Genomic DNA, 17,659 nt, shown 5'->3' with positions numbered 1-17,659 from the left:
TTTTAATTTAAATAAAAAAATGGAGAAATTAAATTCAATCATATTCTACAATATAGATAAAGCAATCAGATCATACAGAAATTATGCACAGCGCCAGCTTAAAGCTAACGGTTTTACTATTACAATTGACCAATGGCTGATCATCAAAGCAATTTTGGAAAACCCGGGGATTACTCAGAATGAGATAGGAGATCTGGTTTTTAAGGATAATGCTTCGGTGACAAGGATTATTGACATCATGGTGAAATCGCAATATGTGATCCGTAAAACCCATACTGAAGACCGGAGGAAAACCAATCTCGAGGTAACAGAATCCGGAGTAAAGATCATTAAAGATGTGCAAAAAATTGTAGAAGGCAACAGAAAAAAAGCCTTAGACAACATAACAAAAGAAGAGCTGGAAATTATGAATAATGCCTTGCTCAAAATATCCGAAAACTGTATCAACCCTAAAAAATAAACACAATGGTCAGAATATTTTTACTTTTACTAACATTGACACTGACTTTTTTCAGCAGCCTGTTCTCAGCACAGGGTACACAAAATTTTTCACTGTCGGGAAATATTAACGGAGAAAAAACCGAGCAAATGGAAATCAACCTGTTTGATTCCGGAAATGCACTGGTAAAAACAGAAATTGCGGAACAGAATGGAAAATTCACCTTTAATGATCTTAAAGAAGGAAGCTATCGTTTAAAGATCAGTAAAAACGGAACCGAAGTCTATCAATCGGATAATATCCAGATAGCGGAAAACAAAACGCTCGCTCCTATTGATCTTAATGTAAAATCTATTGAAGGAGTAACCATCACAAAAACAAAGCCTTATATTGAACGTCAGGAAGGCAAAATGATCCTTAACGTTGAAAACAGCATTGCCAGTACCGGAAACTCTGCCTTTGAGGTACTTGAGAAAGCCCCGGGAGTTAATGTGGACAGCAATGATAACATCAGCCTCAGGGGAAAAGGAAACCTTCTGGTACAGATCGATGGAAAAAACACACCGATGACGGGAACTGATCTGGCAGCGTATCTGCGCGGAATTCCTTCATCAACCGTAGAAAAAATAGAATTCATCACCAATCCGTCTTCAAAATATGATGCGGCCGGAACTTCCATCATTAACATCAAATTAAAAAAAGACCAGCGGAAAGGAACAAACGGAAGTATCTCAACTTCCCTGGGAACGGGAAAATTCATCAAAAATAATAACAGTTTCAGCATTAACCACCGAAATAAAAAGGTGAACATTTTTGCAAATTACAGTTTTGCGTACAGGGAATTTTATAATCATCTTGTTCTGGACAGGAATTTTTATACCGGTGATACTTTCGACAAAGCCTATCTGCAGGATAACTTTTTAAAATTCAATTTCAGGAATCACATTGCCAAAACAGGAATGGATTATTATATGAATGATAAAAATGTCTTAGGCTTTTCCATAGGTTTTGTAAGCAATAAATTTGATCCGAAAGGTGATAATTCAAGCTTAATATTGGGGAATGATCATCTTCCTGACGGCAGTTTTACCACAAAGAACCGTTCTCATGACCATTGGAAGAATATTTCATTCAACCTGAATCATAAATATACAATTGATTCTCTGGGATCAGAAATCACCACGGATTTTGACTATATCAACTACTCAAATGCTTCACTTCAGAATTTTGAAACAAGGAATTATGAAAAATCCGCAAATCTGAAGACCCTTGATATTCTGCAGGGTGATATTGATGGAAACCTGAATATTTATTCTTTAAAATCTGATTTAACGAAAAATCTTAAAGACAAATGGAAACTGGAAGCCGGCATCAAAACGAGTTTTGTAAAAGCAGATAATGACCTGAAATTCTTCAATGCAAGTTCAGGCGTTCCGGAACTGGATCTTAACAAAACCAATCATTTTATCTACGAGGAAAATATTAATGCTTTGTACGGAAATGTTTCTAAAAAATGGGAAAAGTTCAGTGCTACATTCGGCTTAAGGGCTGAAAATACCAATGTAACGGGAACACAGCTCACCACCAGCCAGGTGAACAAAAAGAATTACACGCAACTGTTTCCAAGTGCAGTTTTCTCTTATGATGTAACTGATAAAAGCAACCTGGAAATCAATTTCAGCAGGAGAATTACAAGGCCAAGCTACAATCAGCTGAATCCTTTCAAATTTTACCTGGACCCTACCACCTATAAGGCAGGAAATCCTGATCTGAACCCGCAGACAACAATGAATTATGAGCTGACCTACAGCATGAACAGTAAATATTTTGCGACATTAAGCTACAGTAAAACGAAAAACAACATTACAGACGTGATTAAACCCGTTACGGAAAACGGGGAAAATATCACAGTTCAGACGAATGAAAACTTAAATTCTGCATCGTATTTCGGGCTTTACCTGATTGCTCCGGTAAAAGTGGCCAGGTGGTGGGATATGAACAACAGCGCCAATTTTTACTACGGGTCTTATACAGGAAATGTTTCGGGAACACAGATCAACAATAAAGGGAATTTTACTTTTAGCCTTAACAGCATCAATTCTTTTAAACTTGGAAACGGTTTCAGCGCAGAGCTTACCGGAAATTACCAGGCAAGGGAAATATATGCTTATATGGATGTAAAACCGAACTGGTACCTGAACATCGGGGCTCAGAAGAAATTTAAAAATAACAGCACACTGAAATTCTCTTTCAATGATATTTTCTTCACAAGCAATCCGAAGGCACAGACAACCTTCAATAATTATGTGGAAAACTTTGTGGTGAAAAGGGATTCCCGTGTAGCAACCATTTCTTATACCTACAATTTCGGTTCTTCTAAAAACGGGCAGCCAAGAAAAACCGGTGGCGCAGATGATCTGAAACAGAGAATCGGAGCATAATTGATAATAAAATCGCTCAGGAAAAATAAAAATTAACAATAAAGAACAGCATTATGAAAAAACTTAACATCACCTTATTGGCTATTGCCTCTTTATTAGCCTTTGAAACAGTTCAGGCTCAAAAATCCGGGCCTAATGCAACATCGGTAGCCTCTGCCGGAAATGATCCGGGACTGGACATATCCTTTATGGATACATCGGTACGTCCGCAGGACGATTTCTATAATTTTGTAAACGGAAAGTGGATGAAAACAGCCAAAATTCCTTCCGACCGTTCCAGATGGGGAAGTTTCGACCAGGTTAGAGAAAGTACGGACAATAATGCAATCTCTATTTTAAATTCGCTTCTGAAAGATAAGTTTGCAGATGGAAGTGAAGGCAAAAAGATACAGAATCTGTATCTGACCTATATGGATATGGATAAAAGAAATAAGGACGGAATCTCTCCTTTAAAAGAGAATCTTTCTAAAATAGATGCCATTAAAACTGTTGCAGATCTGAACCAATATCTTACAGCAGCTACAAAACAGGGTGACAATCCTTTTTACGGCTGGGGAGTGAGCGCAGATCTTGCAGACTCTAAAATGAATGCTGTATATCTTGGTGGCGGTGCCCTGGGAATGGGCCGTGACTATTATCAGAAAGTCAATGAAAAGAATACGGAAGCCATTAAAGAATATACAATATATATAGCTTCAATGCTGAATGTTCTGGGGTATAAAAATTCCCAGGAAGCCGCCGGAAAAATCGTTGATTTTGAAAAATCCATTGCCAAAACTCTGCTCACTAACGAACAGATCCGCGATATCAATCTTCAGAACAATCCGAGAACAATGGCTGAACTTTCTGCTTTGGTTAAAAATGCAGACCTTCCTGCTTACCTTAAAAAAGTCGGGGTACAGACAGATAAAGTAATTATTGAGGAACTTAATTATTATAAAAATCTTGACAACATTCTTGTACCACAGAACATCAATGTAATCAAAGATTACTTAAAATTCAATCTCTTATCCGGAAATGCAGCTTCCCTGACACAGCAGCTGGATGAAATGAGATTCGGTTTCTATGGCAAATATCTTCGTGGCCAGAAAGAGCAGAGAGCTTTAAACAAAAGAGGCTATGAACTAATTAATGGAAGCTTGGGAGAAGCATTCGGGAAGTTATATGTTGAAAAATATTTCCCTGCCGAAGCCAAAGCACAGATGGTGGAACTGATTGATTATTTGAAGAAAAGTTTTACCCAGCATATCAATAATTTAACATGGATGTCTTCCACCACAAAGGAAAAAGCATTGACGAAACTTAATAAGTTCACTGTAAAAGTAGCTTATCCGGACAAATGGAAAGATTATTCCAAGCTTACTATCTTATCTGAAGCACAGGGCGGAAGTTTATATAAAAACCTTCAGAATATTTCCGAATGGCAGTACCAGCAGGCTCTTGACAAAGTAGGAAAGCCGGTTGATAAATCCAGATGGGGTATGTCTCCGCAAACGGTAAATGCTTATTACAACCCACAAAACAACGAGATTGTTTTCCCTGCCGCTATTCTTCAGCCGCCATTCTTTAACCCAAAAGCGGATCCTGCGGTGAATTTTGGAGGTATCGGAGGGGCAATAGGACATGAGATGACCCACGGCTTTGATGATTCCGGAGCACAGTTTGATGCAGAGGGAAATCTTACGGACTGGTGGACTCCCGAGGATAAAGCCAACTTTGAAAAAGCTACAAAATCTCTTGCAGCACAATATGACAAGTATGAGCCTGTAAAAGGAACTTTTGTAAACGGAACCTTTACCAACGGGGAAAATATTGCTGATCTGGGAGGTGTAAACATAGCATATGATGCTTTGCAGATGTATTTAAAGGATAAAGGAAACCCTGGAAAGATAAGTGGTTACAGTCAGGATCAGAGATTTTTCCTGAGCTGGGCAACGGTTTGGAGATCGCTTTATACGGAAGCAGCTTTGGTAAACCAGATCAAAACTAATGAGCATACACCAGGGATGTACAGAGCTTTTGCACCTTTAGTGAATACGGAAGCGTTCTATAAAGCTTTTGACTTAAAGGCCGGTGATAAGCTTTATAAGAAACCTGAAGAAAGGGTAAAAATCTGGTAAATAATACTACTGAAAAGGCTTCGGCTCCGCTCAGCCTGACAAAAAAAATCCCTCAATTTGAGGGATTTTATTATATATAAGAATTAATCTTAAGCTTCATTTGATGGTTGCTGATCTACGGCAGGTTTTTCACCTTCCGGCTGTGCATTTCCTTCATTTCTTGCCGGTCTGTCAGGTCTTCCCTGGCCTTCCGGTCTTGGTTTTCCTTCCGGTCTTGGAGGTCTTGGTAAAAGTACTTTTCTTGAAAGCTTCATTTTCTTACGGTCATCATAACCCATGAATTTCACTTCTACCTCATCCCCTTCTGCATAAGGAACTTTATCAAGACGGGCCCACTCAATTTCAGAGATGTGAAGAAGTCCTTCAGTACCTTTCGCAATGGCTACGAAAGCTCCGAAATCCATTACTTTCACTACTTTTCCTTTGTAAACCTCTCCTACTACAGGAACGAAGGTAATTTCGTTGATTTTAGCAACAGCAGCATTGATTTTCTCTCTGTCTGTTCCTGCAATCTCGATACGTCCGATCTCTCCGATTTCTTCAATAGCGATAATGGTATCCGTATCTTTCTGCATTTGCTGAATGATCTTTCCACCAGGTCCGATTACTGCACCAATGAAGTCTTTAGAGATCTCCATTACTACCATTTTCGGAGCGTGAGGTTTCACATCTGCTCTTGGCTCAGCAATAGTTTCGGTGATTTTATTCAGGATGTGTAATCTTCCGTCTTTAGCCTGCATCAAAGCTTTTTCCATGATATCCATAGAAAGTCCCTGGATTTTGATATCCATCTGACAAGCTGTGATACCGTCTGCAGTACCTGTAACTTTGAAGTCCATATCTCCAAGGTGATCTTCGTCTCCTAAAATATCGGAAAGTACGGTAAATTTACCTGATTTTGTATCTGTAATAAGCCCCATTGCAATACCTGAAACCGGTTTTGTAATCTGTACACCTGCATCCATTAATGCCAGTGTTCCTGCACAAACTGTTGCCATTGAAGATGAACCGTTTGATTCAAGGATATCGGAAACAATTCTGATGGTATATGGGTTTTCTTCAGGAATAACTGCCTGTAATGCTCTTTGAGCCAAGTTTCCGTGTCCTACTTCTCTTCTTGAAGTTCCTCTTAAAGGTCTTGCTTCACCGGTTGAGAATGGAGGGAAGTTATAATGCAGGAAGAATTTTTCGTCGTGCTGAGAGATAACGCTGTCCACCATGTTTGCATCTTTTACGGAACCAAGTGTTACGGCAGTCAGGGACTGGGTTTCACCTCTTGTAAATACTGCAGAACCGTGAGCTCCCGGAAGATAGTCAATTTCAGACCAGATCGGACGGATCGTCTGAGGATCACGGCCATCAAGACGGATATTGTCTTCAAGGATCATCTGACGCATTGCTTCTTTTTCTACATCATGATAATATACTTTTACGAAAGGGGTTACTCTTTCCAGTTCTTCTGCATCATCTGCATACTGTGCAAGGAATTCTTCACGAACCGCTTTGAATTTTTCTCCTCTTTCATCTTTTCCGGATGGAGTTTTTGCTACTTCGTATACTTTATCGTACGTTTCTTTCCAAACTTTCTCACGAATAGCTTCGTCGTGATCTTCGTGGCTGTATTCTCTTTTCGGGAAAGCTTTACCTACTTTTTCAGCTAATCTTTCCTGAGCTTCAATCTGTTTTTTGATTTCAGCATGACCGAAGATGATGGCTTCCAGCATTTCCTGCTCAGAAATCTCCTTCATTTCTCCTTCTACCATTACAATAGAGTCTTTGGTAGCTCCTACCATAATATCAAGCTCAGAATCTTTCAGTTGCTCATAGGTTGGATTGATTGCCAGTTTACCGTCAAATCTTACCACTCTTACTTCAGACATTGGTCCGTTGAAAGGAATATCTGTAATAGCAATTGCCGCAGAAGCAGCCAAACCGGCTAAATCATCCGGAATTGCTTTTCCGTCGTAAGAGATAAGGGAGATCATTACCTGAACTTCAGCATGGAAGTCTTCAGGGAAAAGCGGGCGCAGAACTCTGTCTACCAAACGCATTGTTAAAATTTCCTGATCGGAAGGTCTTGCTTCTCTACGGAAGAAGTTTCCGGGAATTTTTCCACCTGCATAGAATTTTTCTCTGTAATCTACCGTTAACGGTAAAAAATCTACACCAGGATTTGCTTCTTTATTGGCTACAACAGTTGCTAAAAGCATTGTTCCACCCATTTTTACTACCACAGATCCATCAGCCTGTTTTGCCAATTTCCCCGTTTCAATAGTGATTTCTCTGCCGTCTGCAAGAGTAATCGTTTCTGTAAACGCTTGAGGTATACTCATAAATTTGTCGTCTTAATACTCCGTATTGAGTATGAATTAATATTTAAACTCTTTAAATTTTCGTCTGCAAAGGTAATATATAATAATGAAATATTAAATTTTCAGCCTCAGAAATAGCATTCCGGATGATGAGATCGGGCACTTTATTATCAAAGATGTAAACATTATCTACAGAACATTCCTCTTATTTATCCAATTTCGTTACTGATAAAAATTATTTTCAAAGAAAATTCATCAAAGAACCCGGTCATTTTCGTATTATTGTCTCAAAAAGTGAAAATAGAATCTTTATACTAAATAAAGGATACTGTTTGCAGAAAAGCGGGTCGCTGTCTTATTATTTGCCCTGCTTCTCAAACTACAGATACAGCACACGAAAATAACCGAAAGAGCTTAATAATTCTTTTCAAAATAAATAAATGTTTATGATCAATAAAGAAGTAAAAACACAGAGCAGGAATTACACGGTTCCTTTAATGACAATAACACTGCTCTTTTTTATGTGGGGATTCATCACCTGTATGAATGATATTCTGATCCCCTATCTGAAACAGCTTTTTAAGCTCACCTTTTTCGAGTCAATGCTGGTGCAGTTCTGTTTTTTCGGAGCGTATTTTATAGGTTCGCTTATTTATTTCCTGATCTCGATCTCAAAGGGAGACCCTATTAATAAAGCAGGTTACAAAAAAGGAATCATGTTCGGTATTTTCCTTGCAGCTTTTGGCTGTGTCTTGTTTTATCCGGCAGCAACTTTTTCTTATTATCCGTTATTTTTAGGTGCTTTATTTATTCTTGGACTGGGCTTTACAGTTCTTCAAATTACGGCCAATGCTTATGTTTCATTGCTTGGCAGCGGAGAGTCTGCCTCCAGCCGCCTTAATATGACTCAGGCTTTCAACGCTTTCGGAACAACAATAGCTCCGGTTTTGGGAGGCCATCTGATCTTCGAGCTTTTCTCTGAGCCGGACGGAACTTTCAGCGCGGTAGCAACAAGAATTCCTTATCTTATTTTTGCCGGAATCCTTTTATTGGTAGCTTTATTAATCTCGAGAGTGAAATTACCGTCATTCCAGACGGAATCTGAAGAAACTGTACAGGGCTGGGGTGCTTTGAAGTACAATCATCTGAAATTCGGGGTTTTTGCCATGTTCTGTTATGTGGGTGGCGAAGTGGCAGTGGGAAGTTTTATCATCAGTTTTCTTGAAGAAACGATGAATTTTAATGAAGCGATCAGTAAAAACTACCTTTCGCTATATTGGGGAGGCGCTATGATCGGGCGTTTTCTTGGAGCTATTTCGTTAAATCAGTCCTTAAGCCAAGGGAAAAAGGCAATATATATGCTGGGTGCAGCAACAGCTGTTTTCCTTGTTATTTTCAGTATTGTAGATCTGAGTTTTGCACAGATCAGTTTTTTCCTTGTATTTATTGCGCTTAATTTTGTTGCTTTCTTTATCGGTAAAGCGGCTCCGGCAAGAACATTATCTATTTTTGCAGCTGTAAATGTTGTACTTCTTATTTCTGCAATGGTTAATCATGGTGAATTGGCGATGTATAGTATTCTGGGAATCGGGATCTTCAATTCTATTATGTTTTCCAATATTTATACACTTGCTATTTCAGGTTTGGGCAAATATACCAGCCAGGGATCATCTTTGGTTGTAATGGCTATTTTAGGGGGCGCTATTGTTCCTATTTTCCAGGGATACCTGGCGGACCAGTTTGGGGTACAGCATTCGTTTATCATTCCGGTGTTCTGCTATCTGGTGATTCTGATTTTTGGGGCCTACTGCAGTAAGTATTTAGGACATGTAGAAACTACTGAATCCAAATCAGGACATTAATTACGGCTAACCTTTACAAAATACAAAACCTGTTATTTCTAACAGGTTTTTTGTTTATCCCCACCAAAATTGATTCAGGTAATAATATTCGTTTCTGTGCTCTATCACAAAAAAATTATTATAGAAAGTTTTATAGGAAAAAATCCGGCTGATATCGTATATAAAAAGAGAATCAATTAAACCAAAAAGTGTATTCGAAAACATTTTAGAGTTTATTTCATTAGAATCTGTATCATGTAAAGTACTTTCAATAAAGTCTTTCAAAAGCATTTTGTATCCGGTAACATCAAGCTCAGTAATAGTTTCCCCCGGCTTAAGCTCTATTTCTGAAACTGCATTTCCTTTATAAAACTCAAAGCTTTCAAAATAATTTCCGCCGATAAACTTTCTTTCAATATAGGGGTTTACTGCCATCAGAAAGCCTTCAATCAGATTCATTTTATAGTTTTCATTCAGGGCTGTATTCTTATAATGATCGGGAATTTCATAATTATATTTTTCAAAATACCTGAAGGCTTTACTTGCCGCCCGAATATGTTGTACGCTGATAATATGTCCTCTTTTCAGTTCCAGGAGCTCTGCCAAAAATTCATTAACATACAGATCTCTTCCATATGAAAGATCATTTCTTTGAACCATGTCGGACATATCATTATCGATAATTTCCACCGCAATATCTTTAACTCTCATGTCCTGAAAGTTTTCATCAAAGAAAACATAGGTATAGCCACCTTCGAGATCTTCCTCTCTGGCTACAACTCTATATTCATCCTTGAGCAATTTTCCCGATATTGTCCGTTTTTCATCTTTAAAACGTATTTTCATAGTTATTATTTTTTTTTCCAATATAGAAGATTTCCCCAAATAAAAAAAAGCAGCTTCTTTCGAAGCTGCTTTATCTTGACAATCTTTGTAGATTATTTTCTTAAACCTAGTTCAGCGATGATCGCTCTGTATCTTGCGATATCCTTATTTTTAAGGTAATCTAGTAAACTTTTTCTTTTACCTACCAATTTTACCAAAGATCTTTCTGTAGCGAAATCATGACGATTAGCCTTCAGGTGTTGAGATAAGTGGTTAATTCTGTAAGTGAAAAGTGCAACTTGTCCTTCAGCACTTCCTGTGTCTGTTGCAGATTTTCCGTGTTTTGCGAAAATTTCCTGCTTTTTTTCTGTTGTTAAGTACATTCCAATATTGTTTAATGATTATTATGTAACGGCTGCAAAATTACAACTATTTTTTTATTCAGCAAAACATTATTGATTCCATGTATCAAATTTGATAGAAAAAAATGTTAAAAATTTCTTAATAAATTGTATGTCATCCGGTGAAAAGGCAGTAATTTTGCATACGAATTACACAATGAGAAAAATTATACTTTTTACAACTGTCAGCACTTTTTTACTTATCGGTGCTATTTCGGTGAAAGCGCAGAAAAATGCAGACAGTAAAACAAAAAAAATCCTATACTTCAATCCTGAGGTAGAACCTGATATTGAAGAAATTAAGGAACCTACCAATCTTGCTTTTTTCACTGCCGTTTCGGATAATTTCAGCGGAAGAAAGAATAAAATGCTCAGAGCAGAAGTACAGATCCCTTTCGACAGTATTGAAAAACAAACCATTACCGATTATTGCATGAATAACGATGCAGATTTTGCCGTTGTTCCCAAAGTAAGATATTTCAAGGTAGGAATCGGCAAATATGTGTTTTCCAATCAGGTGGTGGTAAGCATGAAGCTTTTTGATTCAGGAGGAAACCTGATTACAGAAGCAGATTATGATACGTACCGGAAAAATATGCGTCTTCTGGGCTCCACTGAAAATTCCATTAAAATAGGAACCGAGGGTGCAATAAAAGATATTCTGAAAAAACTCAGAAAGCTTAAGACTTCAACCGGGGCAGAACTATAAGTTAAGAACTAATTTTGCCTTACAAGCCAATTTATAGCTGTTTATAAAATTGGCAATTCACATTTCACTGCTTACATTAACCGTTTTTAACGACCCATTTTCTCAATACATTTTGGTTATTTTTTTAATATAATCAAAAGAAATTAGTCGTGTAAAAGATTGCGGCATTCCAGAAGTGTAAAGCATTCATTCAAATCTTTATTTAACTGTATTTTTTCATTCTATTCACGTAACTCACTCAAAATGTAGTAATTATTGAATAAATATTTTCATCAATTGGTGAATAATTAAATTAATTTTATTACTTTAGTTCTACAAATTAAAACTTATATAATATGAAAAATTTAAAAAAGCTTAGCAGAAAGCAACAGAAAACAATCAAAGGAAGTGGAATCGAAAGAAGATGTGACACTTCATCACAATGCTGGCCAGGTGAATGTTGTGAAGGAAAAACATGTCTACCTTCCCCCTATCCTTTATGCGGACCTATTCAAGATTAATATAGGTACTTTATGATAAATAATGTTCTTTCCTAATTCTACAATTTAAAACTACATAATGAAAAATTTGAAGAAACTCAACAGAGAGCAACAAAGACAGATCAATGGCGGAGTTGACTATAGCCAATGCGGACCAACAAGACCTTGTTCTGTCGGATTTTGTTGTAATGGGAAATGCTCCCCATTTAAATGTTTAGAGCCAGTCCGGCTATAGGTATTTATGAACTAAATTTAATTTTTGAACATCCGCACCAGCGGGTGTTTTTTATTTCATGAGAACATTATATCCTGTTTCAGACTTTAATTAATCCTTAATTTTACCGCTTTCCTTTACAGTCTTAAATTTTTGGATTATTTTTGCATATCCTAAAATTTCACGTTTTGAATTCCAGAGACGAACTTATCTTTAATCCTGCCGATATTGCCGAAACTCTTAGCAACCTTCCTGCTGACGAGAGGCTACTGGCGTTTTTAAAGGTTCCGAAAGAATACAAAGCGGAAGTTTTTTCCCATCTTGATCCTGATTTTCAAGAAGATACCATCAGAAGTATCGGAAGTGAGGAAGTTTCTGAAATCCTGAACGGAATGACTCCGGACGACAGAACTTCTCTTTTTGAAGATTTTCCGGATGAACTGATTAAATATTCCATCAATCATCTTAACCCGCAGGAAAGAAGGATCGCCCTGAAGCTTTTAGGGTATGATTCTGACTCTATTGCCCGTCTGATGACCCCTTATTATATCCAGATCCGTAAGGAATGGACGGTAAAAAGGTGTCTCCAGCAGATCAAAAAGGTTGGTAAAAGAGTGGAAACCATGAACCACCTTTATGTAGTGGATGAAAGAAACCGCCTGATTGATGATATTGCTTTGGGAAGCTTGCTTTTAGCTGAAGAAGACACATTGATATCAGATATAACAGACAATCATTTTGTTGCCATAACCACCACTACCTCAAAAGAAGATGCGGTAACTTATTTCGAAAAATACGACAGAACTGCCCTTCCCATTATTACGGAAGCAGGTGTTCTTGTAGGTATTGTGACTATTGACGATATCCTTGACCAGATTGAACAGCAGAATACGGAAGATATCCAGAAATTCGGGGGTCTTGAAGCATTGGATGATCCTTATACGCAGACTTCCCTGATGGAGATGGTGAAAAAAAGAGGAACATGGCTGATTATTCTCTTTTTCTCGGAAATGCTGACCGCTTCTGCAATGGGCTATTTTGAAGATGAAATTCAGAAAGCTGTGGTACTTGCTTTATTTGTACCGCTTATTATTTCCAGTGGAGGGAATTCCGGTTCCCAGGCTGCAACCCTTATCATCAGGGCTATGGCGCTTCAGGAAATTGGCCTTAAAGACTGGTGGTATGTGATGAAAAAAGAAATTTTCACCGGTTTATTCCTCGGTGGTATTCTTGGAGTTATCGGCTTTTTAAGAATTATGATCTGGCATGAGGCAGGTTTTTTCAATTATGGAGAATACTGGCCTTATGTAGGTTTAAGCGTAGGCGTTTCTCTTGTGATGATCGTTCTTTGGGGAACACTGTCCGGTTCTATGGTTCCTTTTATTCTGAAAAAACTAAACCTGGACCCTGCCACTTCTTCTGCTCCGTTTGTAGCAACCCTTGTAGATGTTACCGGGCTTATTATTTATTTTTCCGTTGCCGGGCTTTTCTTAACCGGGAAACTTTTATAATTTTAATTTTTATTAAATTATTACACAATCAATTGAATAATTTATGATTAATCAATCATAATATGCAACTGTAGGAACCGGTACAATAATAAACATTTACAATTAATTAATATTCATTAAAATTAAATAGATATTTATCAAAAAATTAGTTAATTTGTAACTTATTTACTAATAACTCACAAATACGAATGATGAATAGTTTTTTTAACACAATTAAACTGGATAAACTGTATTCTCTATTCTCTAAAGAGCTCAATCACAACAGGATTTTCGGACTGGATATACTCAGATTTTTTGCAATCACTACGGTTATTATCTCTCACGGCAGATTTATATTTTCTGAAAAGGCAGACAGTTTTCTTAACTATATCGTATTTGACGGTGTTACTATTTTCTTTGTGTTAAGCGGCTTTTTAATCGGCGGTATTTTAATTAAACAGTTAGAAAACAATACCCCTAAATTTTCGTTACTGCTGGATTTTTGGGTAAAGAGATGGTTCCGAACTTTACCTGCCTATTTTTTAATTTTAAGCATCCTCACTGTTTGCTACAGCCTTACAGATCCCGCATTTTCTTTTGGGACTATAAAAAGCTATTATATTTTCTGTCAGAACCTGTATTACCCTACTCCCGGTTACTTTACAGAATCCTGGAGCCTGAGTGTAGAAGAATGGTTTTATCTTACCGTTCCTTTTTTAATTTTCATTCTGACTATTTTCATTAAATTAAAACCTAAAACTTCAGTACTGATCACGGCTTTGGCCGTTCTGTTTTTCATTACTTTTTTAAGATATACTATTCATGCTGAAAAAGATCTTCAAAAGGCGCTGACTTTCAATCACCAGGTACTTTTCAGACTGGACAGCATTATGTATGGAGTTATCGGCGCGTATTTAAGTTATTATTATTCAAAACTGTGGAAATCCATCCCAATTATTTTATTAATATCCGGTATTTCTATATTCCTGATCCAAAAATGGATTTTTTTGTCGGCAATATTCCCTGAACCACTACACCTTTACAATGTAGTCTTTGATTACAGCCTGACTTCAATAGCTACATTACTGCTGCTTCCTTACCTTTCCAATTTAAAAAAATCAAAGTACAAAATCGGAAATCTGATCACCATTATCAGCCTTATTTCCTATTCAATGTACCTGACGCACATGGCCCTTATAAAAGGAATTATTTTAAAAAATATCCCGTGGAGAGATTTTACAACCAATTATAATATTATATCCCCTATTTTCTATTTTCTGTATTGGGCACTTACGATTACATTTTCAATCATCCTTTATAAATTCTTTGAAGTACCTACAACGAATCTTAGAGAAAAATTTATTTTTAATAAAAAGAATGAGCCTGCGATTATAGAAAACAAATAATCATTCTAAAGATTTAACCTATGAATGAATTGTTTTATCTTTTTATTTTTAAATTTGGGATACATAGCAAAACATTCTAAATCTGACATGAGGGTTATTTCATTGGTTCCATCTGTTACAGAAGCTTTATTCGATTTAGGTCTTACCGAAAATGAAGTCATCGGCAGGACAAAATTCTGTATTCATCCCGAAAATAAAGTAAAAAACGTACCGGTTATCGGCGGAACAAAAAATATCAATATTGATAAGATCAAAGCATTAAAACCGGATCTCATACTGGCCAATAAAGAGGAAAACATCAAAGAGCAGGTGGAAATGCTGATGGAAGATTTCAAAGTTCTGGTAACCAATATTGAAACCATTGAAGATAATTATTACCTTCTTAAAGCACTCGGAAATCTGTTTAACAAAGAAGAAAGAGCACAACAGTTTAACCTCAAAATTTATGATGTTCTGGAGCAGGCTAAACTTCATTCAACAGTAAAGGCAGCTTACCTCATCTGGAAAAATCCCTATATGACGATCGGTTCGGATACTTTTATTCATAGAATTTTAACAGAAATAGGCTTTGAAAATATATGTAAAGATAAAACCCGTTATCCTGAAATCCGGATGGGAGATCTTGCTGATGCAGATGTTATTATGCTTTCTTCTGAACCGTTTCCTTTTAAAGAAAAACATATTGAAGAGATGAAAACTTTTTATCCCGACAAAAAAATCATAATCGTGGATGGAGAAGCATTTTCATGGTACGGAACACATATTGCAAAATGTGGAGATTATTTTAGGGAATTATTGGCTGATATTCATGCCATGCAGCGATAATTTTACCGCAAGAGAAGAGGAGTATTTAATTTTTCCAAAATCAAAGATTTTCACACCGATATACATTCGCAGATCAGAATTCCCCTCCCGTGGAGGGGTGGCAAATCGAAGATTTGACGGGGTGGTCAAAAAAATCCCAACTTTGAAAAAAAACACTTCAACCCACTCAACTGGTGGCTTCGAGAGCCTCAGCCACCAGATTAAAATAAAAAGCCCCGGTCTGAAACCGGAGCTATTTTTTTATATTTTAATCTGAAAATTCAGTTATAAAATCTTAGAAACCTCATTACAAAGCCACTCCAGCAATTCACGGTCTTCAGCCGTAAACGGATCTATAGTATGGGAGTCTATATCAATCTGGCCAATATTTTTACCGTCCTTGAAAATTGGCACAACAATTTCGGCCTTTGTATCAATGGAACAGCTTAAATAATTGCTCTCCTGATGAACATCCGGAACTACGAATGTTTCATTGGAAACAGCCACCTGCCCGCAGATTCCTTTTCCGTAAGGGATAATGGTATGATCTGTAGGCGCTCCTGCATATGAGCCCAGGATCAACTCGTCTTTGTCTCCGTTTTTAAAGTAGAAACCCGTCCAGTTGAAGTAAGAGATTTCCTGATCCAGCAAGTGACAAACTTTTTCAAGCTTCTCTTCTGTATTATGCTTTGGACTTTCAAGGATGGAAGAAAGTCTTTTCTTTATTTCTGACATTTTATTTATTTTTAGGAGAATTGTTTAAAGGAAAGTTCTTCTTTATAGCCGAACATTCCACGTTCTTTTATCATTTCTGCAACACCTTCGGGAACCTGATTTTCCCAACCTTTAATGCAACCTGCAATTTTTCTTAAGATTTCTCTTGAGTAAATTTCCAGGAACTCCGGATTATGGTTGATAATGTCTACGATACGGTTATTGTGTTTGAAATATTTATAAAGCTCTTTTAAATTTTCTTCTACTTTAAGATTTGAAGAATCCAGCAATTCATGGGTCTCAGGATCTTTATAAGGATAAAGATAAACTCTCATTCCGTTTCTGAAAAATTTCCCGAATGCTTCAAGAATACCGCCTGAAAGATCCTGGTAATATTTTTCATCGAATACCATCAAAAGGTTATTCACCCCCATAGCAACACCGATATCTTCGGTTGTATAGGACGCAAAATAATCGATCAGCCTGTAATATTCCGAGAAGTTTGAAATTATTACGGTATAACCAAGTTTGCCAAGGATATCTACCCTGTCCATAAAGTCCCTTTCATCAATATCTCCATCTGCCCTAAGGTTTGAAATAGTAATTTCAATAAGCACTTCCGTCTCTTCATGAGTGCATGTTGCATCTTTCTGGAACATCTCAAGGCCATTTTTAAGCATGTCGATATTCACTTTCGTTACCGGCCTGAAGCTTCCTCTTACCGCAAATATATTTTTTTTGTATAAAACATCGGCAGGCAGCATATTGCTTCCCTGGGAATTAAAGATCACTGCATCTGTCATTCCATGCTTTACAAGCTGTAGAGACATTAACCTGTTGTCAACATAGTCAAAGGCAGGACCGCTGAAATCGATCATGTCAATTTCAAGACCGTCTTTTGCAATGTCATCGTATAAAGATTCAATTAAATTTCTTGGGTTGTCGTAGTAATGGAAAGCTCCGAAAATGAGGTTTACTCCAAGGTTTCCTAAAGTTTCCTGCTGTAAGGTAGCATCATTTTCTTTGAATTTTACGTGGATCACGATCTCATTGTAATCTTCATTTTCCTTTGTCTGAAAACGGATTCCTACCCAGCCGTGGCCCTTTAATGTTTTATCAAAATTAATGGTGGTTACCGTATTCGCGTAAGAGAAAAATTTTCTGTTCGGGTTATTGTCCCTTGAAATCCTTTCTTCGATCAATGCTACTTCATAACGAAGCATTTTACGGAGACGGTTCTGGGTAACATACCTGTTTTTTGCTTCTTTCCCGTAAATGGCATCACTGAAATCTTTGTCATAAGCAGACATTGCCTTAGCAATTGTACCGGAAGCCCCTCCTGCTCTAAAAAAGTGACGAACAGTCTCCTGCCCTGCTCCAATTTCCGCGAAAGTACCATAAATAGTAGGATCTAGATTAATTGTCAATGCTTTTTGTTTCGGAGTAAGTTTCTGATACATTAGG

General features: G+C 37.2%; 15 protein-coding genes. 10 read left to right on the top strand and 5 right to left on the bottom strand.

Features of this window, described 5'->3' with window-relative positions; translation table 11 throughout:
- Positions 1-19 precede the first annotated feature (19 nt).
- From HNP36_RS01535 to HNP36_RS01525, 3 genes are read left to right on the top strand one after another with little or no spacing between them, the layout of a single operon-like run.
- On the top strand, positions 20-460 hold the full coding sequence (locus HNP36_RS01535) for a MarR family winged helix-turn-helix transcriptional regulator (protein ID WP_184161316.1): 441 nt from the start codon (positions 20-22) through the stop codon (positions 458-460).
- A 5-nt stretch (positions 461-465) separates the two neighbouring features.
- Positions 466-2,880, top strand: a complete 2,415-nt coding sequence (locus HNP36_RS01530) for a TonB-dependent receptor (RefSeq protein ID WP_184161319.1) — start codon at positions 466-468, stop codon at positions 2,878-2,880.
- 53 nt (positions 2,881-2,933) lie between these two features.
- Entirely contained in the window at positions 2,934-5,000 is a 2,067-nt protein-coding gene (locus tag HNP36_RS01525; RefSeq protein WP_184161322.1) for a M13 family metallopeptidase, read from the top strand.
- Positions 5,001-5,089: 89 nt separating this feature from the next.
- On the opposite strand, the gene HNP36_RS01520 is transcribed toward HNP36_RS01525, so the two are convergent.
- Complete coding sequence (locus HNP36_RS01520; protein WP_184161326.1) at positions 5,090-7,333, bottom strand: polyribonucleotide nucleotidyltransferase; 2,244 nt, start codon at positions 7,331-7,333, stop codon at positions 5,090-5,092.
- Between the two features lie 425 nt (positions 7,334-7,758).
- Here HNP36_RS01520 and HNP36_RS01515 point away from each other — a divergent pair, with 425 nt between their 5' ends.
- Positions 7,759-9,174: a sugar MFS transporter gene (locus HNP36_RS01515; RefSeq protein WP_184161329.1), complete on the top strand. Its 1,416-nt coding sequence runs from the start codon at positions 7,759-7,761 to the stop codon at positions 9,172-9,174.
- Positions 9,175-9,228: 54 nt separating this feature from the next.
- Here HNP36_RS01515 and HNP36_RS01510 read toward each other — a convergent pair whose 3' ends face one another.
- Positions 9,229-9,999 carry a hypothetical protein gene (locus tag HNP36_RS01510; protein WP_184161332.1) on the bottom strand — a complete coding sequence of 257 codons (771 nt, stop codon included), beginning with the start codon at positions 9,997-9,999 and terminating at the stop codon, positions 9,229-9,231.
- A gap of 92 nt (positions 10,000-10,091) precedes the next feature.
- A complete protein-coding gene (gene rpsO / locus HNP36_RS01505; RefSeq protein ID WP_184161335.1) occupies positions 10,092-10,361 on the bottom strand; it encodes a 30S ribosomal protein S15 in 270 nt (89 codons plus the stop codon).
- Between the two features lie 175 nt (positions 10,362-10,536).
- On the opposite strand from rpsO, the gene HNP36_RS01500 reads away from it, so the two are divergent.
- From HNP36_RS01500 to HNP36_RS01485, 6 genes are all read left to right on the top strand, one after another.
- Entirely contained in the window at positions 10,537-11,088 is a 552-nt protein-coding gene (locus HNP36_RS01500) for a pyruvate decarboxylase (protein WP_184161339.1), read from the top strand.
- Positions 11,089-11,423: 335 nt separating this feature from the next.
- Positions 11,424-11,588 (top strand): bacteriocin-like protein, encoded by a 165-nt coding sequence (locus tag HNP36_RS19350; RefSeq protein ID WP_410494141.1) that lies wholly within the window; start codon positions 11,424-11,426, stop codon positions 11,586-11,588.
- Between the two features lie 58 nt (positions 11,589-11,646).
- On the top strand, positions 11,647-11,802 hold the full coding sequence (locus HNP36_RS19345) for a bacteriocin-like protein (protein ID WP_410494140.1): 156 nt from the start codon (positions 11,647-11,649) through the stop codon (positions 11,800-11,802).
- 167 nt (positions 11,803-11,969) lie between these two features.
- Positions 11,970-13,292, top strand: a complete 1,323-nt coding sequence (mgtE, locus tag HNP36_RS01495; RefSeq protein WP_184161343.1) for a magnesium transporter — start codon at positions 11,970-11,972, stop codon at positions 13,290-13,292.
- A gap of 188 nt (positions 13,293-13,480) precedes the next feature.
- Positions 13,481-14,677: an acyltransferase family protein gene (locus HNP36_RS01490; protein ID WP_184161346.1), complete on the top strand. Its 1,197-nt coding sequence runs from the start codon at positions 13,481-13,483 to the stop codon at positions 14,675-14,677.
- An 87-nt stretch (positions 14,678-14,764) separates the two neighbouring features.
- Positions 14,765-15,502: an ABC transporter substrate-binding protein gene (locus tag HNP36_RS01485; protein ID WP_184161350.1), complete on the top strand. Its 738-nt coding sequence runs from the start codon at positions 14,765-14,767 to the stop codon at positions 15,500-15,502.
- Between the two features lie 264 nt (positions 15,503-15,766).
- Here HNP36_RS01485 and HNP36_RS01480 read toward each other — a convergent pair whose 3' ends face one another.
- Positions 15,767-16,216, bottom strand: coding sequence for a GAF domain-containing protein (locus HNP36_RS01480; protein ID WP_184161353.1), 450 nt, complete (start codon positions 16,214-16,216; stop codon positions 15,767-15,769).
- An 11-nt stretch (positions 16,217-16,227) separates the two neighbouring features.
- Positions 16,228-17,655: a TonB-dependent receptor gene (locus HNP36_RS01475; protein ID WP_184161356.1), complete on the bottom strand. Its 1,428-nt coding sequence runs from the start codon at positions 17,653-17,655 to the stop codon at positions 16,228-16,230.
- Positions 17,656-17,659: the final 4 nt, after the last annotated feature.

The organism is Chryseobacterium shigense, assembly GCF_014207845.1.
GTDB classification, from domain to species: Bacteria; Bacteroidota; Bacteroidia; order Flavobacteriales; family Weeksellaceae; genus Chryseobacterium; species Chryseobacterium shigense_A.
The sequence above is the reverse complement of the archived record's forward strand: the minus strand, read 5'-3'. Positions and strand labels throughout refer to the sequence as shown.

Coding starts and splice junctions, on each gene's coding strand:
- HNP36_RS01535 (WP_184161316.1), top strand. CDS start 20: ATGGAGAAATTAAATTCAATCATATTCTACAATATAGATAAAGCAATC.
- HNP36_RS01530 (WP_184161319.1), top strand. CDS start 466: ATGGTCAGAATATTTTTACTTTTACTAACATTGACACTGACTTTTTTC.
- HNP36_RS01525 (WP_184161322.1), top strand. CDS start 2,934: ATGAAAAAACTTAACATCACCTTATTGGCTATTGCCTCTTTATTAGCC.
- HNP36_RS01520 (WP_184161326.1), bottom strand. CDS start 7,333: ATGAGTATACCTCAAGCGTTTACAGAAACGATTACTCTTGCAGACGGC.
- HNP36_RS01515 (WP_184161329.1), top strand. CDS start 7,759: ATGATCAATAAAGAAGTAAAAACACAGAGCAGGAATTACACGGTTCCT.
- HNP36_RS01510 (WP_184161332.1), bottom strand. CDS start 9,999: ATGAAAATACGTTTTAAAGATGAAAAACGGACAATATCGGGAAAATTG.
- rpsO (WP_184161335.1), bottom strand. CDS start 10,361: ATGTACTTAACAACAGAAAAAAAGCAGGAAATTTTCGCAAAACACGGA.
- HNP36_RS01500 (WP_184161339.1), top strand. CDS start 10,537: ATGAGAAAAATTATACTTTTTACAACTGTCAGCACTTTTTTACTTATC.
- HNP36_RS19350 (WP_410494141.1), top strand. CDS start 11,424: ATGAAAAATTTAAAAAAGCTTAGCAGAAAGCAACAGAAAACAATCAAA.
- HNP36_RS19345 (WP_410494140.1), top strand. CDS start 11,647: ATGAAAAATTTGAAGAAACTCAACAGAGAGCAACAAAGACAGATCAAT.
- HNP36_RS01490 (WP_184161346.1), top strand. CDS start 13,481: ATGATGAATAGTTTTTTTAACACAATTAAACTGGATAAACTGTATTCT.
- HNP36_RS01485 (WP_184161350.1), top strand. CDS start 14,765: ATGAGGGTTATTTCATTGGTTCCATCTGTTACAGAAGCTTTATTCGAT.
- HNP36_RS01480 (WP_184161353.1), bottom strand. CDS start 16,216: ATGTCAGAAATAAAGAAAAGACTTTCTTCCATCCTTGAAAGTCCAAAG.
- HNP36_RS01475 (WP_184161356.1), bottom strand. CDS start 17,655: ATGTATCAGAAACTTACTCCGAAACAAAAAGCATTGACAATTAATCTA.